This window comes from Kribbella sp. NBC_00382 (assembly GCF_036067295.1).
Taxonomy (GTDB): Bacteria; Actinomycetota; Actinomycetes; order Propionibacteriales; family Kribbellaceae; genus Kribbella.
In genome coordinates, this window is the sequence record NZ_CP107954.1 from 7,972,413 (window position 1) to 7,988,194 (window position 15,782).

The 15,782-nt window shown below is 67.7% G+C and carries 19 protein-coding genes; 12 read left to right on the forward strand and 7 right to left on the reverse strand.

Annotation, left to right across the window (positions count from 1 at the left end; genetic code table 11):
• Positions 1–11: 11 nt before the first annotated feature.
• Genes OHA70_RS37365 through miaA form a run of 3 tightly spaced genes read right to left on the reverse strand, consistent with a single transcriptional unit; the run spans position 12 to position 2,195 of the window.
• Positions 12–710 (reverse strand): hypothetical protein, encoded by a 699-nt coding sequence (locus OHA70_RS37365; RefSeq protein WP_328326166.1) that lies wholly within the window; start codon positions 708–710, stop codon positions 12–14.
• Entirely contained in the window at positions 698–1,234 is a 537-nt protein-coding gene (locus OHA70_RS37370) for a SigE family RNA polymerase sigma factor (RefSeq protein ID WP_328326168.1), read from the reverse strand. The genes OHA70_RS37365 and OHA70_RS37370 overlap by 13 nt, the downstream gene beginning before the upstream one ends.
• Positions 1,221–2,195 carry a tRNA (adenosine(37)-N6)-dimethylallyltransferase MiaA gene (gene miaA, locus OHA70_RS37375; protein WP_328326170.1) on the reverse strand — a complete coding sequence of 325 codons (975 nt, stop codon included), beginning with the start codon at positions 2,193–2,195 and terminating at the stop codon, positions 1,221–1,223. The genes OHA70_RS37370 and miaA overlap by 14 nt, the downstream gene beginning before the upstream one ends.
• A gap of 189 nt (positions 2,196–2,384) precedes the next feature.
• On the opposite strand from miaA, the gene OHA70_RS37380 reads away from it, so the two are divergent.
• The 4 genes from OHA70_RS37380 to OHA70_RS37395 all read left to right on the forward strand — a co-directional run bounded on the left by OHA70_RS37380 (position 2,385) and on the right by OHA70_RS37395 (position 5,377).
• Positions 2,385–2,594 (forward strand): hypothetical protein, encoded by a 210-nt coding sequence (locus OHA70_RS37380; RefSeq protein ID WP_328326172.1) that lies wholly within the window; start codon positions 2,385–2,387, stop codon positions 2,592–2,594.
• Between the two features lie 76 nt (positions 2,595–2,670).
• Positions 2,671–2,922 (forward strand): antitoxin, encoded by a 252-nt coding sequence (locus OHA70_RS37385; protein ID WP_328326174.1) that lies wholly within the window; start codon positions 2,671–2,673, stop codon positions 2,920–2,922.
• A gap of 83 nt (positions 2,923–3,005) precedes the next feature.
• On the forward strand, positions 3,006–3,458 hold the full coding sequence (locus OHA70_RS37390; protein ID WP_328326176.1) for an NUDIX hydrolase: 453 nt from the start codon (positions 3,006–3,008) through the stop codon (positions 3,456–3,458).
• Between the two features lie 95 nt (positions 3,459–3,553).
• Complete coding sequence (locus OHA70_RS37395; protein WP_328326178.1) at positions 3,554–5,377, forward strand: LamG-like jellyroll fold domain-containing protein; 1,824 nt, start codon at positions 3,554–3,556, stop codon at positions 5,375–5,377.
• 108 nt (positions 5,378–5,485) lie between these two features.
• Here OHA70_RS37395 and OHA70_RS37400 read toward each other — a convergent pair whose 3' ends face one another.
• The gene (locus tag OHA70_RS37400; RefSeq protein ID WP_328326180.1) at positions 5,486–6,253 is read right to left on the reverse strand and encodes a phosphotransferase; all 768 of its coding nucleotides are present in this window, start codon (positions 6,251–6,253) and stop codon (positions 5,486–5,488) included.
• Position 6,254: 1 nt separating this feature from the next.
• Positions 6,255–7,736, reverse strand: coding sequence for a tRNA (N6-isopentenyl adenosine(37)-C2)-methylthiotransferase MiaB (gene miaB / locus OHA70_RS37405; RefSeq protein WP_328326182.1), 1,482 nt, complete (start codon positions 7,734–7,736; stop codon positions 6,255–6,257).
• A 101-nt stretch (positions 7,737–7,837) separates the two neighbouring features.
• On the opposite strand from miaB, the gene OHA70_RS37410 reads away from it, so the two are divergent.
• The 5 genes from OHA70_RS37410 to OHA70_RS37430 all read left to right on the forward strand — a co-directional run bounded on the left by OHA70_RS37410 (position 7,838) and on the right by OHA70_RS37430 (position 13,059).
• Positions 7,838–9,382, forward strand: a complete 1,545-nt coding sequence (locus OHA70_RS37410; RefSeq protein WP_328326184.1) for an amidohydrolase family protein — start codon at positions 7,838–7,840, stop codon at positions 9,380–9,382.
• A gap of 122 nt (positions 9,383–9,504) precedes the next feature.
• On the forward strand, positions 9,505–10,275 hold the full coding sequence (locus tag OHA70_RS37415) for an amino acid ABC transporter ATP-binding protein (protein WP_328326186.1): 771 nt from the start codon (positions 9,505–9,507) through the stop codon (positions 10,273–10,275).
• A gap of 64 nt (positions 10,276–10,339) precedes the next feature.
• Positions 10,340–11,260 carry a glutamate ABC transporter substrate-binding protein gene (locus OHA70_RS37420; protein WP_328326188.1) on the forward strand — a complete coding sequence of 307 codons (921 nt, stop codon included), beginning with the start codon at positions 10,340–10,342 and terminating at the stop codon, positions 11,258–11,260.
• Between the two features lie 243 nt (positions 11,261–11,503).
• Positions 11,504–12,154 carry an amino acid ABC transporter permease gene (locus OHA70_RS37425; protein WP_328326190.1) on the forward strand — a complete coding sequence of 217 codons (651 nt, stop codon included), beginning with the start codon at positions 11,504–11,506 and terminating at the stop codon, positions 12,152–12,154.
• The gene (locus OHA70_RS37430) at positions 12,151–13,059 is read left to right on the forward strand and encodes an amino acid ABC transporter permease (RefSeq protein ID WP_328326192.1); all 909 of its coding nucleotides are present in this window, start codon (positions 12,151–12,153) and stop codon (positions 13,057–13,059) included. Before OHA70_RS37425 ends, OHA70_RS37430 begins: the two co-directional genes overlap by 4 nt.
• Before the next feature lie 52 nt (positions 13,060–13,111).
• Here the strand turns inward: OHA70_RS37430 and OHA70_RS37435 are convergent, their stop codons facing one another.
• Together OHA70_RS37435 and OHA70_RS37440 are read right to left on the reverse strand one after the other, a co-directional pair.
• Positions 13,112–13,483, reverse strand: a complete 372-nt coding sequence (locus OHA70_RS37435) for a GntR family transcriptional regulator (protein WP_328326194.1) — start codon at positions 13,481–13,483, stop codon at positions 13,112–13,114.
• Positions 13,480–14,331, reverse strand: a complete 852-nt coding sequence (locus OHA70_RS37440) for a hypothetical protein (RefSeq protein WP_328326197.1) — start codon at positions 14,329–14,331, stop codon at positions 13,480–13,482. The genes OHA70_RS37435 and OHA70_RS37440 overlap by 4 nt, the downstream gene beginning before the upstream one ends.
• A 176-nt stretch (positions 14,332–14,507) precedes the next feature.
• On the opposite strand from OHA70_RS37440, the gene OHA70_RS37445 reads away from it, so the two are divergent.
• From OHA70_RS37445 to OHA70_RS37455, 3 genes are read left to right on the forward strand one after another with little or no spacing between them, the layout of a single operon-like run.
• The gene (locus OHA70_RS37445) at positions 14,508–14,933 is read left to right on the forward strand and encodes a hypothetical protein (RefSeq protein WP_328326200.1); all 426 of its coding nucleotides are present in this window, start codon (positions 14,508–14,510) and stop codon (positions 14,931–14,933) included.
• Positions 14,934–14,953: 20 nt separating this feature from the next.
• A complete protein-coding gene (locus OHA70_RS37450; protein WP_328326202.1) occupies positions 14,954–15,382 on the forward strand; it encodes a hypothetical protein in 429 nt (142 codons plus the stop codon).
• A 13-nt stretch (positions 15,383–15,395) separates the two neighbouring features.
• Complete coding sequence (locus OHA70_RS37455; protein WP_328326204.1) at positions 15,396–15,722, forward strand: hypothetical protein; 327 nt, start codon at positions 15,396–15,398, stop codon at positions 15,720–15,722.
• The last annotated feature ends 60 nt before the right edge of the window (positions 15,723–15,782 follow it).

Here is a 15,782-nt window from a genome sequence, read left to right on the forward strand (position 1 = left end):
AGTTGAACTCGTCAGTTGAGCGTGCAGGAGGCCATGAAGCGGCGGAGCAGGTCGTCGTTCCAGTCCTTGTTGCCGGCCGGCAGCTGGACCAGCAGCCAGCGCTCGCCGAGCAGCACCTGGCCGGTCTCGCGGCCGTCGCTGGTTCCGAGGTGGAAGACCTTGCCGGCGGACTCGGACACCCGGATGCCGTCCAGGCTCCGGGCCGCGTCGATCGCCTGGACGTCGAGCCCACTGTTCGGTTCGAGCTCCGCGGTCCGCGTGGTCGGCGGGGCCAGCTGGACATGGTTGGCGTCGACCGGCGCCCGCAATGCCCAGCCTTCCGGCGCCAGCGAGCAACTGATGTTGTTCCAGGCTCCCTTGTTGGCGACCAGCGTGACGGCGGCGCTGAAGGTCGACATCGTGCCTTCGTCGGCTTTCGGGCTCGCGGCGGGCGTCGCCATCGAACGGCCGGCGTCGGCAGCCGCCGCCGGCTCATCGGGACCGCCTGCGACCTCCGACTGGCCTGTCCCCCACCACTTGACCTGGTTGCCCACGGCCAGCACAGCGGTCGTCGCCGCGGCGATGCACAGTACGCCGGTGACGCGACGGCGCGCCCTGATCCGGCGCAGCGCCCGGCGGCCACGCGCCACGTCCGCGTCCACATCAGCTGCCGGCAGCCCGTCGACCGCATGGTCGGCGAACTCCGCCAGCAGCTTCTTCACGTCGTCCACTTGTCCGTACTCCCCGTCGCGGGATCCGTGGCCGGGTCGTCGGCCATCAGATCCTTCAGTCGTTTCAAAGCTTTCGCGGTCTGACTCTTCACGGTGCCCTCGGTGCACTCCAGGATCCGGGCGCAGGTGGAGACGTCGAGATCCTCGAAGTACCGCAGCACCAGTACCGCCCGTTGCCTCGGCGCCAGGTCCAGCAGCGCCTTGCGCACGGCCAGTGTGTCCACCGGATCCGTCTGCTCGGACAGCCGCGGCTCGAACGTCTCGGCGGTCACCACCTCGGGGTGGCGGCCGGCCCGGCGACGCTCGTCCAGGAAGGCGTTGACCAGGATGCGGTGTGCATACGGCCCGGCGCCTTCGTGCCGGATCCGGTGCCAGTGCACATACACCCGCGTGCAGGCGGTCTGGACCAGATCCTCGGCGGTGTGCACATCCCCCGCAGTGAGCAACATCGCCGTTCTCATCAGTCTGCTGCGGTCCGCGATCACGTACTCGCGGAACTCGGCCTCACGGTCACCCCCTCGCATCGACAGCCCCCAGGCCCTCTTCCACCTCAACTACGCCGGCGGGGGTCGGATGGTTGCCTCTGATCGCCTGAATTGCCTGGTCTACAAGGTCGGGCGCATCCCAAGGCAGCCAGGTGATCCGGGGATCCTTGCGGAACCAGGAGTCCTGTCGGCGGGCGAACCTGCGGGTGGCCTGGGCGGTCCGCTCCCGCGCCTCGGTCTCGGAGAGTTCGCCCCGCAGCAATGCGATCACCTGCGAGTAGCCGAGCGCGCGATTCGCCGTACGTCCGTCCAGCAAGCCCTTGCCCAGCAGGTCTTTCACCTCGTCGACGAAGCCGTTGTCGAACATCCGGTCCACCCGGCGGTCGATCCGCTCGTCGAGGACCGGCCGCGGGACGTCGAGCCCGAGCTGGACGGCGCCCGGGTAGACATAGGTGTGCTCGGGCAGCGTTGCGACGTACGGGCCGCCGGTGATCTCGATGACCTCGAGGGCGCGGACGATGCGACGGCCGTTGCTCGGCAGGATTTGCCCGGCCGCTGCCGGGTCGACCTCGGCCAGCTTCTGGTGCAACGCGCCGGAGCCGTGTTCCTCGAGCTCGGCCTCCAGCCGCTCCCGTACTACGGGGTCGGTGCCGGGAAACTCGAAGTCGTCGAGGATCGCCCTGACGTAAAGCGCCGACCCACCGGCCAGTACCGGAACCACCTGACGCCGCAGACAGTCGTCGATCGCCGTCCGGGCCAACTGCTGGAACTCGGCCACCGTCGCGGTCTGCGTCACGTCGAGGATGTCGAGCAGATGATGCGGTACGCCGGACCGCTCCGCCGGTGTGATCTTCGCCGTACCGACGTCCATTCCGCGGTAGACCTGCATCGCGTCGGCGTTCACCACTTCCCCCGGCAACTGCTTGCACAGGGCAACCGAAAGGTCGGATTTTCCGGCCGCCGTGGGACCGACGACGGCGACGACGAGTGACTCGACCATCTCCTTAGTGTGACAGTGCGGGCCCCCGGGCCTGGCGACCGGCGTGAACTCTGGGCCAAGGAACGGGCACCGGGCTTGTGGGTGACCCCCTGTGTTCGGTAGGAACGGGGGCAAGAGTTACGGTCCGGACCGCATCGGCGATTCGGGGGGCCGAAACACATCGCAGCACCTGACTCGGGAGGAACAAACGTGTCGAATCCGTTCGAAGAAGAGACCGAAGCAGCCAAGGACGCGGTCGAGGAGAACGTCGACCAGGTCGACGCCCTCAAGCGCAGCGGCGGCGACGTCGAGGTCGGACCGAACAAGAGCGGCGGTGACGTCGAGTTCAGCGGCGACGGCGGCGAAGAGGGCACGGACTCCGGCGGCGACGTCGAGACCGAGCCCCGCGATCTCGCCTGACCCGCCTCCCACACCTGGGGCCCTGTTGGTGGGAAGATCACCGCTAGCTGTCTGTTAGTAGTTCACTACGCTAGGAATGGGAGCCCCCGAGATGGGCATCTTCGACAAGTTCAAGGGCAAGGCCGAGGACCTCAAGGAAAAGGCCGGCGACCTGGTCGACCAGCACGGCGACAAGGTCGGCGAGGGTCTCGACAAGGCCGGCGACTTCGTTGACGAGAAGACCGGTGGCAAGTACGGCGACAAGATCGACCAGGGCGTCGACAAGGCCAAGGACGGCCTCGACGGGCTGGACGGCCAGGACGACGACATCGCCAACAAGCCTGCCTGAGCTTTTCACCCGAGGGCCGCAAGGGGATCCCCCTTGCGGCCCTCGGTCTTTTCTGTCCTGGCGGGCGCCTAGGGTTGGCCGGTATGGATCGGTTTCAGGTGATTCCCGCGGCCTATGTGGTGTTGCGGCGTGGCGACGAGGTGCTGTTGTTGCTCAGGGCCAACACCGGCTACATGGACGGCTTCTGGGCGACGCCGGCCGGGCACGTCGAGCAGGGCGAGTCCGTACTGGCGGCAGCGATCCGCGAAGTGCGGGAAGAGGTCGGGGTGGAGATCGCCCCGGCCGACCTGGTGCCCGTCACCGCGATGCACCGGACCGGTGGCAACGGGTTGCCGATCGACGAGCGGGTCGACTTCTTCTTCACCACCACCCGCTGGACCGGCGAGCCGCGGCTGATGGAGCCGGGCAAGGCGGCCGGGCTGGACTGGTTCTCACTCGACGAGCTGCCCGATCCGGTCGTACCGCATGAGGCCCGGGTGCTCGCAGGTCTACGCGGCGGCGCTCTGCCTGCGGTCATCGCGCAGGGTTTCGAGTAGTTCGTCTGGCGTTCACGTTGGTTAGGACAAAGGCGTTCTAGAGTGCCAGACGATGCGCCGGGCGTGAGGCACCGGCATCTAGGCCGGAGGCACGGATGGGCGAGCAGTTCGATGGGACCAGCAGGCGGCGGATTCTGCAGGCGGGAGCTTTGGGCGCGGGGGTTGCGGTCGCCGGGGTGACCGGCGTACCGACGGCTTCAGCTACCGGCGCCGGCGCTTCGTCGAGCCGGCCCGATGTCGAGGACACCCGCTTCACGCTGGCCGTCGTACCGGACACGCAGTACATGTTCGACGAGGACCGGGGCGACTCCGCGCCGCTGACCGCGACCTTCGAGTACCTGATCGACCAGCGCGGCGTGGACAACATCGTCTTCACCGCACACCTCGGCGACGTCACGCAGAACGCGCAGGCCCGGGAGTTCGCGCAGGCCGACCCGGTGTTCGCGGTGATGGACCGGGCGCGGATGCCGTACAGCGTGCTCGCCGGCAACCACGACATCGACGGCAGCAAGGACGACCAGCGCGGCGATTCGCCGTACCTGCACGTCTTCGGGCCGCAGCGGTTCAAGCGGATGAGCACCTACGGCGGCTCGACGCCCGACGGCTACAACTCGTACCACGTGTTCCGCGCGGGCGGCCGGCAATGGTTGCTGCTGGCAATGGATTGGCGGCCGTCCGACGCCGGCTTCGCCTGGGCCCGCAAGGTGATCGCGGACCACCCGGCGCTGCCGGTGATCCTGACCACGCACGAGATCGTGTACGCCGACGACGACCAGGGCGTGGCGTACTTCTCCGATCACGGCAACCGGGTCTGGGACCAGCTGATCAACAGCAACGACCAGATCTTCCTGACCATGAACGGCCACTACTGGCCGCCCGGCCGGACGATCCGGAAGAACGCCGCCGGGCACGACGTGCACCTGCACATCACCAACTACCAGGACCGGTACTACGGCGGCGGCGCGATGATCCGCCTCTACCACTTCGACCTGGTCCGGAACACGATCGACGTCGAGACGATCAACCCGTGGATCCTGGCGCAGAAGCCGGCGCGACGGTCGCTGCTGGCCGAGCAGGAGGTCGAGCTGACCAGCGACGTCAACCGGTTCAGCCTGCCGATCGACTTCGCCTCCCGCTTCGCCGGGTTCGCGCCCGAGCCGGTACGTCCCGCGCGGCCGGCCGCTGAGCTGGTGATCCCGGGAACCGTCGCGTACTGGCGGCTCGACGGGCCGGTCGGCTCGCGCGTCGTCGACCACTCGGGGCGGGGCAACGACCTCACGCCGGTGGTGTTGCCGGGGAGCGCTGCGGACAGCCTGAAGGCGTCTGCCGAATTCCACCCGGACCAGCCGGGTCATGCGAGCTGGGAGTTTGGCGGCGGCAGGAACCCGAATCGGGGCGCCTACCTGCGGACGGCGGACAACGCGCCGCTGAACCGGCTGACGTTCAAGGGCGGCTACACGATCGAGGCGTTCGTGAAGCTCTCCGACGACGGTGGGGATCACTCGTGGGAAGGGCTGCTGAGCCGGCTGGGTACGGGCGCTGACGCTGGCAAGACGGGGAGCGACCCTTCCGAGCCGGTCGTCAACCTCGCCTTCTCCGGTGGGCGGGAGCTGCAGTGGGCCGTCTACCCGCTGGACAAGAACGACACGTTCACCAACTGGGGACATGAAGAGGTCGCGGGTCGCTGGTTCCACCTCGCGGTGGTCAACGACGGGCGGCACACCACGCTCTACATCGACTCTTCGGAGTTGCTGCGCAACCCGTCGACCCGCTCCAACGGCCTCTCGACTGTCGGCAAGCCGTGGCTGCTGGGCGCCAACCACTACGCCAACAAGATCGAACAGTCCTTCGGCGGCCACATCGGCGAGCTGCGCATCGTCGACCGCGCACTCGACCTGGACGAGTTCCTGAACGCCTGAGGCTGCCGCGGTTTGCGCTGTTGGGCCAGGGCGGCCGGTGGTTTTGGGCCGGCTGGCGGGTTTTGGTGCCGCTGGCGTGATGCTTCACGCCAGCGGCACCAGAACCTGCTAGCGCATCTGTGAGCGGATCAGTTCTGCCTGGGCTGGGAGGAGATCCAGTTCCGCCTGGGTCAGGGTGGGGTTGCGGCCTCGGGCTGCGAGGGCAGCGTCGAGGCCTGGGGTCAGGTCGATGGAGTTGGCCAGGTAGACGGCGAGGGACTCGCGGAGCATCTCGGTCAGGGAGGCGAAGGCGGGGTCGAGGGCTACCTGGGCGAAGATGATCGCGGTCATCGCGAGGTCGAACTCCGGTGAGCCCTCTTCTGCATTGCGCCAGTCGATGACGACCGGGCCGGCCGGGGTGAGGATCACGTTGTACGGGTGGAGATCGCCGTGCACGACGACGTTGCCGCGGGTGCCGCTCGGCGGTGGGATCGCATGCAGGCGGCGGTGGAGGTCGGCGTGCATGAGGCCGAGGTCCGATGGTGAGATGTCGCCGGCGATCGCAGCATCGGCAAGCGTCGGCCCGGTGAGCCGTTCGATCACCATGTCCGGCCCGTCGACCTGACGCACAGCCGGTACCGGGTAGTCGTACTTCGCCACCCAGGTCATGTACTCCGCTTCATCCCGCACCGGATGCCCATCCCGATACCGCCGCAACACCCACGCCTCGTCGATGGCATAGACATCAGCATCCCGCCCAGCCGCAAACGGCTCGGCCCCCTCCGGCAACAACCCGCCCGCGCGACCTGCGGGCGCAGCCTCGCCCGACTCCGGGGCAAGCTCACCTCTCCCCGACTCCGGGGTGAAGGGCGGCAGCGGCTCCGGGGTGTCGGCCAAGTCAGTTGACCGCGCAGCCGCCGGTCGCCGGCTCTAGCGGGGCCGGGGCGCCGATGGGGGGCATGCCGAGCATGACGCCGGGGGTGCCGTCCGAGGTTGGGGCGTCTTGGGCTCGTTGCCAGGCGTCGCCGGCGCGCGTACGGCGTACTGATCCGAAGACGTCCGCGACCAAGTGGTGCGGGGCCGCGTAGGTAACCTCGACCGTTGCCATGTCGCCGGGTCGTGGCTTCTCGACGCCCTCGGGCAACGTGAAGTGGACCAGGCGGTTATCGCGAGCGCGGCCCGACAACCGATGCGTGGCGGCGTCCTTGCGGCCCTCGCCCTCGGCGATCAGCACCTCGACGGAGCGGCCGACGATCTTCTTGTTCTCGTCCCAGGCCATCTCGTCCTGCAACTCGACCAGCCGCAGATACCGCTCCTGTACGACCTCGTGCGGCACCTGCTCCTCCATCGACTCGGCCGGCGTACCAGGACGCTTGGAGTACTGGAAGGTGAAGGCCCCCGCGAAGCGTGCCTCGCGGACCACGTCGAGCGTGCCCTGGAAGTCCTCCTCGGTCTCACCGGGGAAGCCGACGATGATGTCGGTCGTGATCGCGGCCTCCGGCATCGCGGCCCGGACGTCGGAGATGATCTTGAGGTAGCGATCCCGCCGGTACGAGCGGCGCATCGTCTTGAGGATCTGGTCCGATCCCGACTGCAGCGGCATGTGCAGCGACGGCATCACGTTCGGCGTCTCGGCCATCGCCTCGATCACGTCCGCGGTGAAGTCGCGCGGATGCGGCGAGGTGAACCGGACCCGCTCCAGCCCTTCGATGCCACCGCAGGCCCGCAGCAGCTTCGAGAACGCGTACCGGTCGCCGAACTCGACGCCGTACGAGTTGACGTTCTGGCCGAGCAGCGTCACCTCGAGCACGCCCTCGGCGACCAGCGCCTCCACCTCGGCGAGCACATCGCCCGGGCGGCGGTCCTTCTCGCGACCGCGCAGCGCCGGGACGATGCAGAACGTGCAGGTGTTGTTGCAGCCGACGCTGACCGAGACCCAGGCGGAGTACGGCGACTCACGCCGGGTCGGCAGCGTGGACGGGAAGACGTCGAGCGACTCGAGGATCTCGACCTGCGACTCCTCGGCGATCCGGGCCCGCTCCAGCAGCACCGGCAGCGAGCCGATGTTGTGGGTGCCGAACACCACGTCCACCCAGGGCGCCTTCTTGGTGATGGTCGCGCGGTCCTTCTGCGCGAGACAGCCACCGACGGCGATCTGCATGCCGGGGTTCTTCGCCTTCGCGGGCGCCAGCTGGCCGAGATTGCCGTACAGCTTGTTGTCGGCGTTCTCCCGGACCGCGCAGGTGTTGAAGACGACCACGTCGGCGAGGTCGCCCTCGGGCGCGCGGACGTAACCGGCGGTCTCCAGCAGGCCCCGCAGACGCTCGGAGTCGTGGACGTTCATCTGACACCCGTGGGTGCGGACCTCGTATGTACGCATAACAGCCACCAAGAGTACGTGCCTTGGTGGGGTTTCCCCTACCGGGGATCGGGGCCTTGCAACCCCTGACCGCGCGACCCGGGTAAACAACAGTGGAGGGCATGAACAGTTCCCGTCGTCAGTTCCTCGCCCGTACCGCCGCCGGAGCCGCTGTGGTGGCCGGCAGCGCCTTCACCGCCGACCACGCGGTCGCCCTCAGTTGGCCGTCCACCACGACTCGCACCCACCGGATCACCGCGCTGACCGACGTCACCGTCATCAACCCTTCGACCGGTCGGCGCGACAAGCACCAGACCGTACTGATCAGTGGCGATCGGATCATCGGGGTCGGCCGCCTGCCGGTCCCCCGCGGCGCCACCGAGATCAACCTCAGCGGCAAGTTCGTCATCCCCGGCCTGGCCGACATGCACGTCCACTCCCTCGGCGACGAGCACGTGTCGCCGCCGCTGTACCTGGCCAACGGGCTCACCACCGTCCGTGAGATGGCCGCGCCCGACCCGGTCGTCTACGACTGGCGCGACCGGATCGATGCGGGCACCCTGCTCGGTCCGCGGATGGTCGTGGCCAGCCAGATCATCGACGGCGATCCGACCTTGTGGGATCCCAACCTGCTCCATGTGCTGGTCGTGCACGACGAGGCCGGCGCGCGTTCCGCAGTACGGCAGGTGAAGGCTGAGGGGGCCGACTTCGTCAAGGTCTACTCGCGGCTGAGCCCATCGGCGTACCGGGCGATCCTGGACGAGGCGCGCCGGCAGGGGCTGACCGTGCACGGCCACGCTCCGGACCAGGTCCCGATCAAGGAGGTCAGCGACGCCGGCCAGCGCAGCATCGAGCACATCCACTCGCTGGGGCTGTCGGTGTCGAGCCGGGAGGCTGAAGTCCGGCGGATGCAGCAGGCGATCGCGATCAAGACCGGTGACTACAACGGCTGGTTCCGGCAGATGCACCCGATCGAGTGGATCGCCGCGAACACCTTCAGCCGGGCTCGCGCGGCCGACGTCTTCGGCACGCTGCGGCGCAATCGGACCCGGGTCACGCCGACGCTGACCATGCACAAGGTGCTGGACATGCCCGACTTCACCGGGCCGGACCCGGCGACACGGAAGTACCTGAGCGAGGACTCGATCGGCACCTATGACTATGTGATCGAGAATCTCTACAAGGCGAACCGCGACGCCGAGGAGATCTCGCATCAGCGGCAGATGTGGGAGTACCGGCAGCGCTTCGTCCGCGAGCTCTTCGCCCACGAGGTCCCTGTGATGGCCGGCACCGACACCGGTACGCCGTACATGGTCCCGGGCTTCGCCCTGCACGATGAGCTCGAGCTGCTCGTCGGCGCCGGTGCCACCACCCAACAGGCCCTGTACGCCGCAACGGTAGAGCCGGCCAAGTTCCTCGGCATGGCCGCCGACCTCGGGTCCGTTGCGCCGCGCAAGCTCGCCGACCTCGTCGTCCTCGACGCCGACCCGCTGCAGGACATCCGCAACACCCGGCGGATCCACACCGTCGTCACCCGCGGCCGGATCATCTCCCCGGCCGAGCGGGCCCGCATGTTGGCCGACGTGGAGGCTGCCGTCAAGACCCCACCCGCCGCGACCGCACTCGCTGCAGGTGGTTGTTGCGGAACCGGCCGTCCCGGACACTAACGCCCAGACTCGAGCTGGCTGTGACGACTCCGTCACAGCCAGCTCTCACTTATTGCAGATCGTTACCACCGTGGGACCGGGGATCCGTGCGGGTCACCCTCCGGCTCCGCTAAGTTCTCGCCATGAGCGATTCCTCCGCCGTCGACACAGTGACGACCACAGGTCTCGTCGCCCTGACGAACGTGAACAAGCATTTCGGCGACCTGCACGTGCTGAAGGACATCAACCTGTCCATCAACCGCGGCGAGGTGGTGGTGGTGATCGGCCCGTCCGGGTCGGGCAAGTCCACCCTCTGCCGGGCGATCAACCGGCTCGAGCCGATCGACTCGGGCACCATCACGCTGGACGGCCAGCCGCTGCCCAGCGAGGGCAAGGCGCTGGCCAAGCTGCGCGCCGACGTCGGCATGGTGTTCCAGTCGTTCAACCTGTTCGCGCACAAGACGATCCTGCAGAACGTCACCCTCGGCCCACTGAAGGTCCGCAAGAACGACGCGAAGGCCGCGGAGCAGCGCGCGATGGAGCTGCTCGAGCGGGTCGGCGTCGCGAACCAGGCGTCGAAGTACCCCGCCCAGCTGTCCGGTGGCCAGCAGCAGCGGGTCGCGATCGCCCGGGCGCTGGCGATGGACCCGAAGGTCATCCTGTTCGACGAGCCGACCTCGGCCCTCGACCCGGAGATGATCCAGGAGGTCCTCGAGGTGATGATCGACCTGGCCAAGCAGAGCATGACGATGGTCGTGGTCACCCACGAGATGGGCTTCGCGCGCAGCGCGGCCAACCGGGTCGTCTTCATGGCCGACGGCGAGATCGTCGAAGAGGCCAGCCCCGAGACCTTCTTCACCAACCCGACCTCGCGCCGTGCCCAGGACTTCCTCGGGAAGATCCTCAAGCACTGACGAGACGCCCGGCGGGCCCCCTGGGCCGGCCGCAACTGCAGTAAAAACACACGAAGGGGATCCCATGAGAATGCGCAACGTGGTCGCCACTCTCGGCGTCGCTGCGCTCGCGCTGAGCGTCGGCGCCTGTGGCAAGGACGACACTGCCGCAGGTGGCGGCGGTGGCAGCACCACCGGTAGCTGTGGCGAGCCGCACAAGTTCACCGTGGCTCCGGCCGCGGATGTGGCCGGCAGCGCGACCTACACCAAGATCAAGGCCCGCGGGCACGCGGTCGTCGGGGTCAAGGCCGACCAGCCGAACCTCGGTTACAAGGATGCCAACGGCAAGCGCTGCGGCTTCGACATCGAGATCGCCCAGATGGTCTCGGCCCAGCTCGGCTTCGACCCGGCGCAGATCGAGTACAAGGAGATCCCGTCCGCGAACCGCGAGACGGCGATCGCCGGTGGCGAGATCGACTACTACGTCGGCACCTACTCGATCACCGACAAGCGCAAGAAGCTGGTCGGCTTCGCCGGTCCGTACTTCATCGCCGGCCAGGACCTGCTGGTCCGCAAGTCCGACACCTCGATGGACGCCGGCAAGGACGCGCTGAAGGGCAAGAAGGTCTGCTCGGTGACCGGCTCGACGCCGATCCAGAAGGTCAAGGACGAGAACCTGACCGAGGCGAGCAACATCTCGGAGTTCAAGACCTACTCCGAGTGCGTCTCCCAGCTGCTGGACAAGAAGGTCGACGCGGTCACCACCGACGACGCGATCCTCAAGGGCTACGCCGCGAACGCGCCGGACGACCTGCGGGTCGTCGGCAAGCCGTTCAGCACGGAGAAGTACGGCATCGGCGTACCGCTGGCCGACAAGGCCCTGCGCGAGAAGATCAACGCGGGCCTCGAGACCGCCGGCACCGACGGCACCTGGAAGTCGATCTACGACGAGACGCTGGGCAAGTCCGGTTCCGCCGGCACCCAGCCGCCGGTCGAGAAGTACTGATCCACCCTGCAGTCCAGGGCGACCCCGGGTTCGCTTCCGGGGTCGCCTTGGTGCACTACGTCGGGAGTTCTTTGAGTGATTGCGGTGTCCAGGTGCGTGCATCGCGGTGCTTGAGGAGCGTCCTCGATGCGGAGCATCGTGGATGCTTCGCAAGTGCCGCGAGGTGCGTGCCTGGGCGCCGCAAGCGCCAAAGAACTCCCGACGTAGTGCACCAAACTGTCTGAACTCTTCTGGAAGGTCACGATGCTCTCGGTCCTCACCGACAACTGGGAACTGTTCCGGGACGGCTTCTGGACCACGATCAAGCTGTTCGTGGTGTCCGGTCTGCTGAGTCTGGTCCTCGGAACCGTGCTGGCCGGGTTCCGCGTCTCCCCGGTGCCGGCGCTGCGTGCCATCGGCACCGGCTACGTCAACATCCTGCGGAACACGCCGCTCACGCTGGTGTTCGCGTTCCTCGTCTTCGGCGCACCCAAGATGGGGATCGAGCTGCCGTCGTACTTCTGGTCGGCGATCGTCGCGCTGACCGTCTACACCTCCGCCTTCGTCTGCGAGGTGGTCCGATCCGGCATCAACACCGTCTCGCCGGGCCAGTCCGAGGCCGCCCGGGCGGTCGGGATGACCTTCCTGCAGGTGCTCGGCATCGTCGTACTCCCGCAGGCGTTCCGGGCGATCCAGCCGCCGCTGATGAGCGTGATGATCGCCCTGCTGAAGAACACCACCATCGCGGCCGGCTTCTCGGTGCTCGAAGCGGGCGCCATCCCGGCGGCGATCGCCGAACGCGGTGAGAACCAGATGCTGACCCTGGTCTGGATCACCATCGGCTTCCTGATCCTGATCATCCCCCTGGTCTTCCTGCAGCGGTGGGCCGAGCGACGGACGGCGGTAGCGGCATGAGCGCCGTGCTGTACGACGTACCGGGCCCCCGGGCGCGGGCGCGCAACATGATCCTCAACGTCGTCGTCGTGGTGGTCCTGCTGGCCGCGGTCGCCTGGATCGTCTACCGGCTGAACGACACCGGCCAGTTCCAGAGCCGGCGCTGGGCGCAGTTCCAGTACAAGTCGATCCAGGAGCAACTGCTCACCGGTCTGCTGAACACGCTGAAGGCCGCCGGCCTGGCCGCGGTGCTGGCCTTCCTGTTCGCCGCCGTGTTCGCGGCCGCCCGGATCAGCGACCACAAGTGGGTCCGGGTCCCGGCGACCTTCGTGGTCGAGCTGTTCCGGGCGATCCCGGTGCTGATCCTGATGTTCTTCTTCTACTACGGGAACCTTCAGTTCCATCTGGGCCTGGGCCCGTTCTGGGCGGTCGTCTTCGGCCTCACCCTCTACAACGGCTCGGTCCTCGCGGAGATCTTCCGGGCCGGTATCAGCGCTGTTCCGAAGGGCCAGCGCGAAGCGGCGTACGCGACCGGCCTGCGCAAGAACCAGGTCGTCCGGCTGATCCTGCTCCCGCAGGCGATCCGGGCGATGCTGCCGGCCATCGTCAGCCAGCTCGTCGTCCTGCTGAAGGACACCGCGCTGGGCTTCATCATCACGTACAACGAGCTCCTGTACGTGGCGAAGCAGATGGGTGGGCGGCTCGAGTTCGGCTTCCCCTACATCCCGACGTACATGGTGGTAGCGGTCGTCTACATCGGCCTGTGCTCGCTGCTGTCGATCCTGGCCCGCTACCTCGAAGGCCGCACCCGCCGCAGTCGCAAGATCGCGCCCGGCACGGATGTCCCCCCGGCGGCCCCGCTGTCCGACGGCTTCTCCCGCGAAGGCAACGCGTTCCCCGACCTGGGTGGCAAGGACTCCAACTGACCCAGCACTCCCCAAGAGCCCCGTACGCCTGGCGTACGGGGCTCTTGACCTTTCACCCGCCGGCGCGGCGGACGGCTTCGAGAGCTGTCTGGTCGTCGATGCCGAGTTGGCGAGTGTGGTGGAGGTAGGTGGTGGCGAGCTCGTCGAGGCGCTGGCGCTGCTCCGTCTTTGCGAGCCGGGGTGGGGTGTCGGCGACTCGGGTGCCGCCGCCTCGGCGCGAGGTGAGCAGGCCGTCGGCTTCGAGCTCCCGGTACGTACGGGCGACCGTACCGACGGCGAGGCCTAGGTCGCGGGCCAACTGGCGCAGCGGCGGGAGGCGGTCGCCGGGAGCTAGTACGCCGGAGTGGATCAGGTCCGTGAACTGCTTGCGGAGCTGCTCGTACGGCGGTGTCGGGTCCGACGCGGAGACGACGAGTGTGGTCACACGGAGGTCCTCTGGACATGCGGCTGGCCGCTGGGCTGCAGGACCGCGGTCGCGCTCCAGACCAGCAGCGCCAGACCACCGGCGGCCGGCACCAGGAGCGCCCAGCCGATCGACTGCCATGAGGTCGGGACGCACTGCATCGTCGTCAGCGTCATGATCGCTACGAACGTTGTTCCTAGCAATGGAACAGTGATCAGTACGCCGCAGGCGCCGGTGATGGCGGTGGCCGAGAGCCGGCGAGCGTGGTCGTCGGCGACGAGCTCCCCTGCGGCGTCGACCGGTCGCGGCCTGCCGACTACGCGCCGGATCCCTACTGCGGCTGAGAGCAGACCGAGTACCACCGCGATGCCGAGCGGGACGGAGTAGAAGGATCCTGGCCAGGGGCTCTTGGTGGCGGTCATATCGCCGCAGGTGCGGGAGAGGGCTCGGCCGGCACGACCCAGGCTGTCGGCGGACGCTACCGAGGTTGTCCAGAGCAACAACGCCAGCTCGACGATGCCCGCGACGGCAACCGATGCAGCGAGACGGCGCGGGAGGTAGTTGGCCGCTGAACGGGTTTCGACTGCTGCCCGGCGTACCGGCCCTGCAGGGCGAGGCGTCCGCAACTCCCCGAGAACCACGCCGAGCACAACCCCCAGGCTGAACACCGGCGCCGCCAACAGGAGTCCGCGGTCCGGCCCGAGCGTCCACGCGACGACGCCCCCGGCGACCAGACCAACTCCCACCCCGGCCCACCGCCACAGCCCCGCTGAACGCAACCCGACCTCCGGTGCTGCCTTCAACGGAACGAACATCAACGTGATGAGCACCAGGAGCACCACGACTACCCCGAGAACCGCGACGGACATCTCTTCCCCCTTGTATCAACCACCTGACACAAGAAGGATGCGACCTCTATCCGCCTTGTGTCAACTAGCTGATACAAGGCGGGTGACGTTCAGTAGCTGTTGGTAGGCGCGCGGTAACACCTGCTTGTCAGGCTGCGAGCAACAACACGACCACCTACCTCGGGGAGATGTTCAAGATGTTGCGCCTGACAACTACTACAGCCGTTGCCGTGGGCATCGTTGCCTTCGGCATCGGTGCGGGGCCGGTGCACGCCGTCGCGACGAGTACGGGGGTGCGGCCGATGTGTTCGGAACCGCCGGTGATGAAGGTCTGGTACGACGCCGACCAGACCGGCTCCTGGGCCAACGCCTGGCTGGAGAAGCCGCCCTCCTGCAGCACCAACAGATGGGCGCACATCGCGCTCCGGCTCTACTGCATCGAAGGCACGCCGAAGAAGCTGCTCGCGAACAAGGCGAACAGCGGTGAGGCCGCCGTCGAGACCGCCTGGACGCTCCTGCCGAAGACCTGCACGAAGTTCCGCGCATACGGCGATCTGGCGAACATCGCCGGCATCGTGCACTCCGACGTCTGGTCCTGGCGCTACGGCTACCCGCCCGCGTGAACCCTCAAAAGGAGCACATCATGTCCAGAACTTCCCGCAGGGCAGTCGCTCTGTTCGCCATCGCCGGTACCGTCGCCGCCGTCACCAGCCTGCCCGCCGCGGCCGACGAACGCTACATCGGCAAGCTCTGCTCCACCGTCGAGGTGGACGAGGCCGGCAAGCAGTTCTTCACAGTCTGCGACACCCAGTACGACAGCACCAGCATCGAGAACCACCGGATCCACTACGTCACGCTGAAGCCGGTCAAATGCCCGGTCCGGGCGAACTGGTGGCGCTTGCGCTCTGCAACCAACGGCGGCACCACCGACACCGTCCAGGAAGAACACGACGGCTGCGCCACCCTGACCACCGTCACCTCAGGCCCGAAACGAGCAACCACCTCCGCCACCATCACCCTCTGGACCTCCCCTCTCAAACTCACCGAAACCGCCTCCTTCCGCCCCCTCTGAAAGGCGAAGCCCCATGCACAAATCCCTAACAGCCCTCGCCGTTCCGACCTTCGCCCTAGCGACGATGCTCGTGCCACCTGCACAGGCATCGGCTACCTCCACCGGCTGGCCAGAGAACTGCAGCTACGAACGAACCGGCGCCGCGACAGCAGAAGCCTCCTGCTGGGCCGGCAGCGGCTTCTACCGAGTAGTCCTCATCTGCCGCTCGATCGGCCAGCCTCCCAAATGGTTCTACGGCAACTGGCAAACCCCCTCCCCCCTCCACCACTCCAAAGGCTCCTGCCAAGGCGCCCGCACCCTCTCAGCAGACGACGTAGGAATCGAAGAAAAAGCCGACTGACCGCCTACTGCCACCCCTCACCGAGACCGCGGCTGTCGACCGACGATCTGTAAATGGGTG

Bases quoted from the DNA above. Each gene is read 5' to 3' on its own strand.
- OHA70_RS37410 (WP_328326184.1), top strand. From the start codon at position 7,838: ATGAACAGTTCCCGTCGTCAGTTCCTCGCCCGTACCGCCGCCGGAGCC.
- OHA70_RS37420 (WP_328326188.1), top strand. From the start codon at position 10,340: ATGAGAATGCGCAACGTGGTCGCCACTCTCGGCGTCGCTGCGCTCGCG.
- OHA70_RS37385 (WP_328326174.1), top strand. From the start codon at position 2,671: ATGGGAGCCCCCGAGATGGGCATCTTCGACAAGTTCAAGGGCAAGGCC.
- OHA70_RS37425 (WP_328326190.1), top strand. From the start codon at position 11,504: ATGCTCTCGGTCCTCACCGACAACTGGGAACTGTTCCGGGACGGCTTC.
- miaA (WP_328326170.1), bottom strand. From the start codon at position 2,195: ATGGTCGAGTCACTCGTCGTCGCCGTCGTCGGTCCCACGGCGGCCGGA.
- OHA70_RS37455 (WP_328326204.1), top strand. From the start codon at position 15,396: ATGCACAAATCCCTAACAGCCCTCGCCGTTCCGACCTTCGCCCTAGCG.
- OHA70_RS37395 (WP_328326178.1), top strand. From the start codon at position 3,554: ATGGGCGAGCAGTTCGATGGGACCAGCAGGCGGCGGATTCTGCAGGCG.
- OHA70_RS37390 (WP_328326176.1), top strand. From the start codon at position 3,006: ATGGATCGGTTTCAGGTGATTCCCGCGGCCTATGTGGTGTTGCGGCGT.
- OHA70_RS37370 (WP_328326168.1), bottom strand. From the start codon at position 1,234: ATGCGAGGGGGTGACCGTGAGGCCGAGTTCCGCGAGTACGTGATCGCG.
- OHA70_RS37445 (WP_328326200.1), top strand. From the start codon at position 14,508: ATGTTGCGCCTGACAACTACTACAGCCGTTGCCGTGGGCATCGTTGCC.
- OHA70_RS37450 (WP_328326202.1), top strand. From the start codon at position 14,954: ATGTCCAGAACTTCCCGCAGGGCAGTCGCTCTGTTCGCCATCGCCGGT.
- miaB (WP_328326182.1), bottom strand. From the start codon at position 7,736: ATGCGTACATACGAGGTCCGCACCCACGGGTGTCAGATGAACGTCCAC.
- OHA70_RS37415 (WP_328326186.1), top strand. From the start codon at position 9,505: ATGAGCGATTCCTCCGCCGTCGACACAGTGACGACCACAGGTCTCGTC.
- OHA70_RS37430 (WP_328326192.1), top strand. From the start codon at position 12,151: ATGAGCGCCGTGCTGTACGACGTACCGGGCCCCCGGGCGCGGGCGCGC.
- OHA70_RS37440 (WP_328326197.1), bottom strand. From the start codon at position 14,331: ATGTCCGTCGCGGTTCTCGGGGTAGTCGTGGTGCTCCTGGTGCTCATC.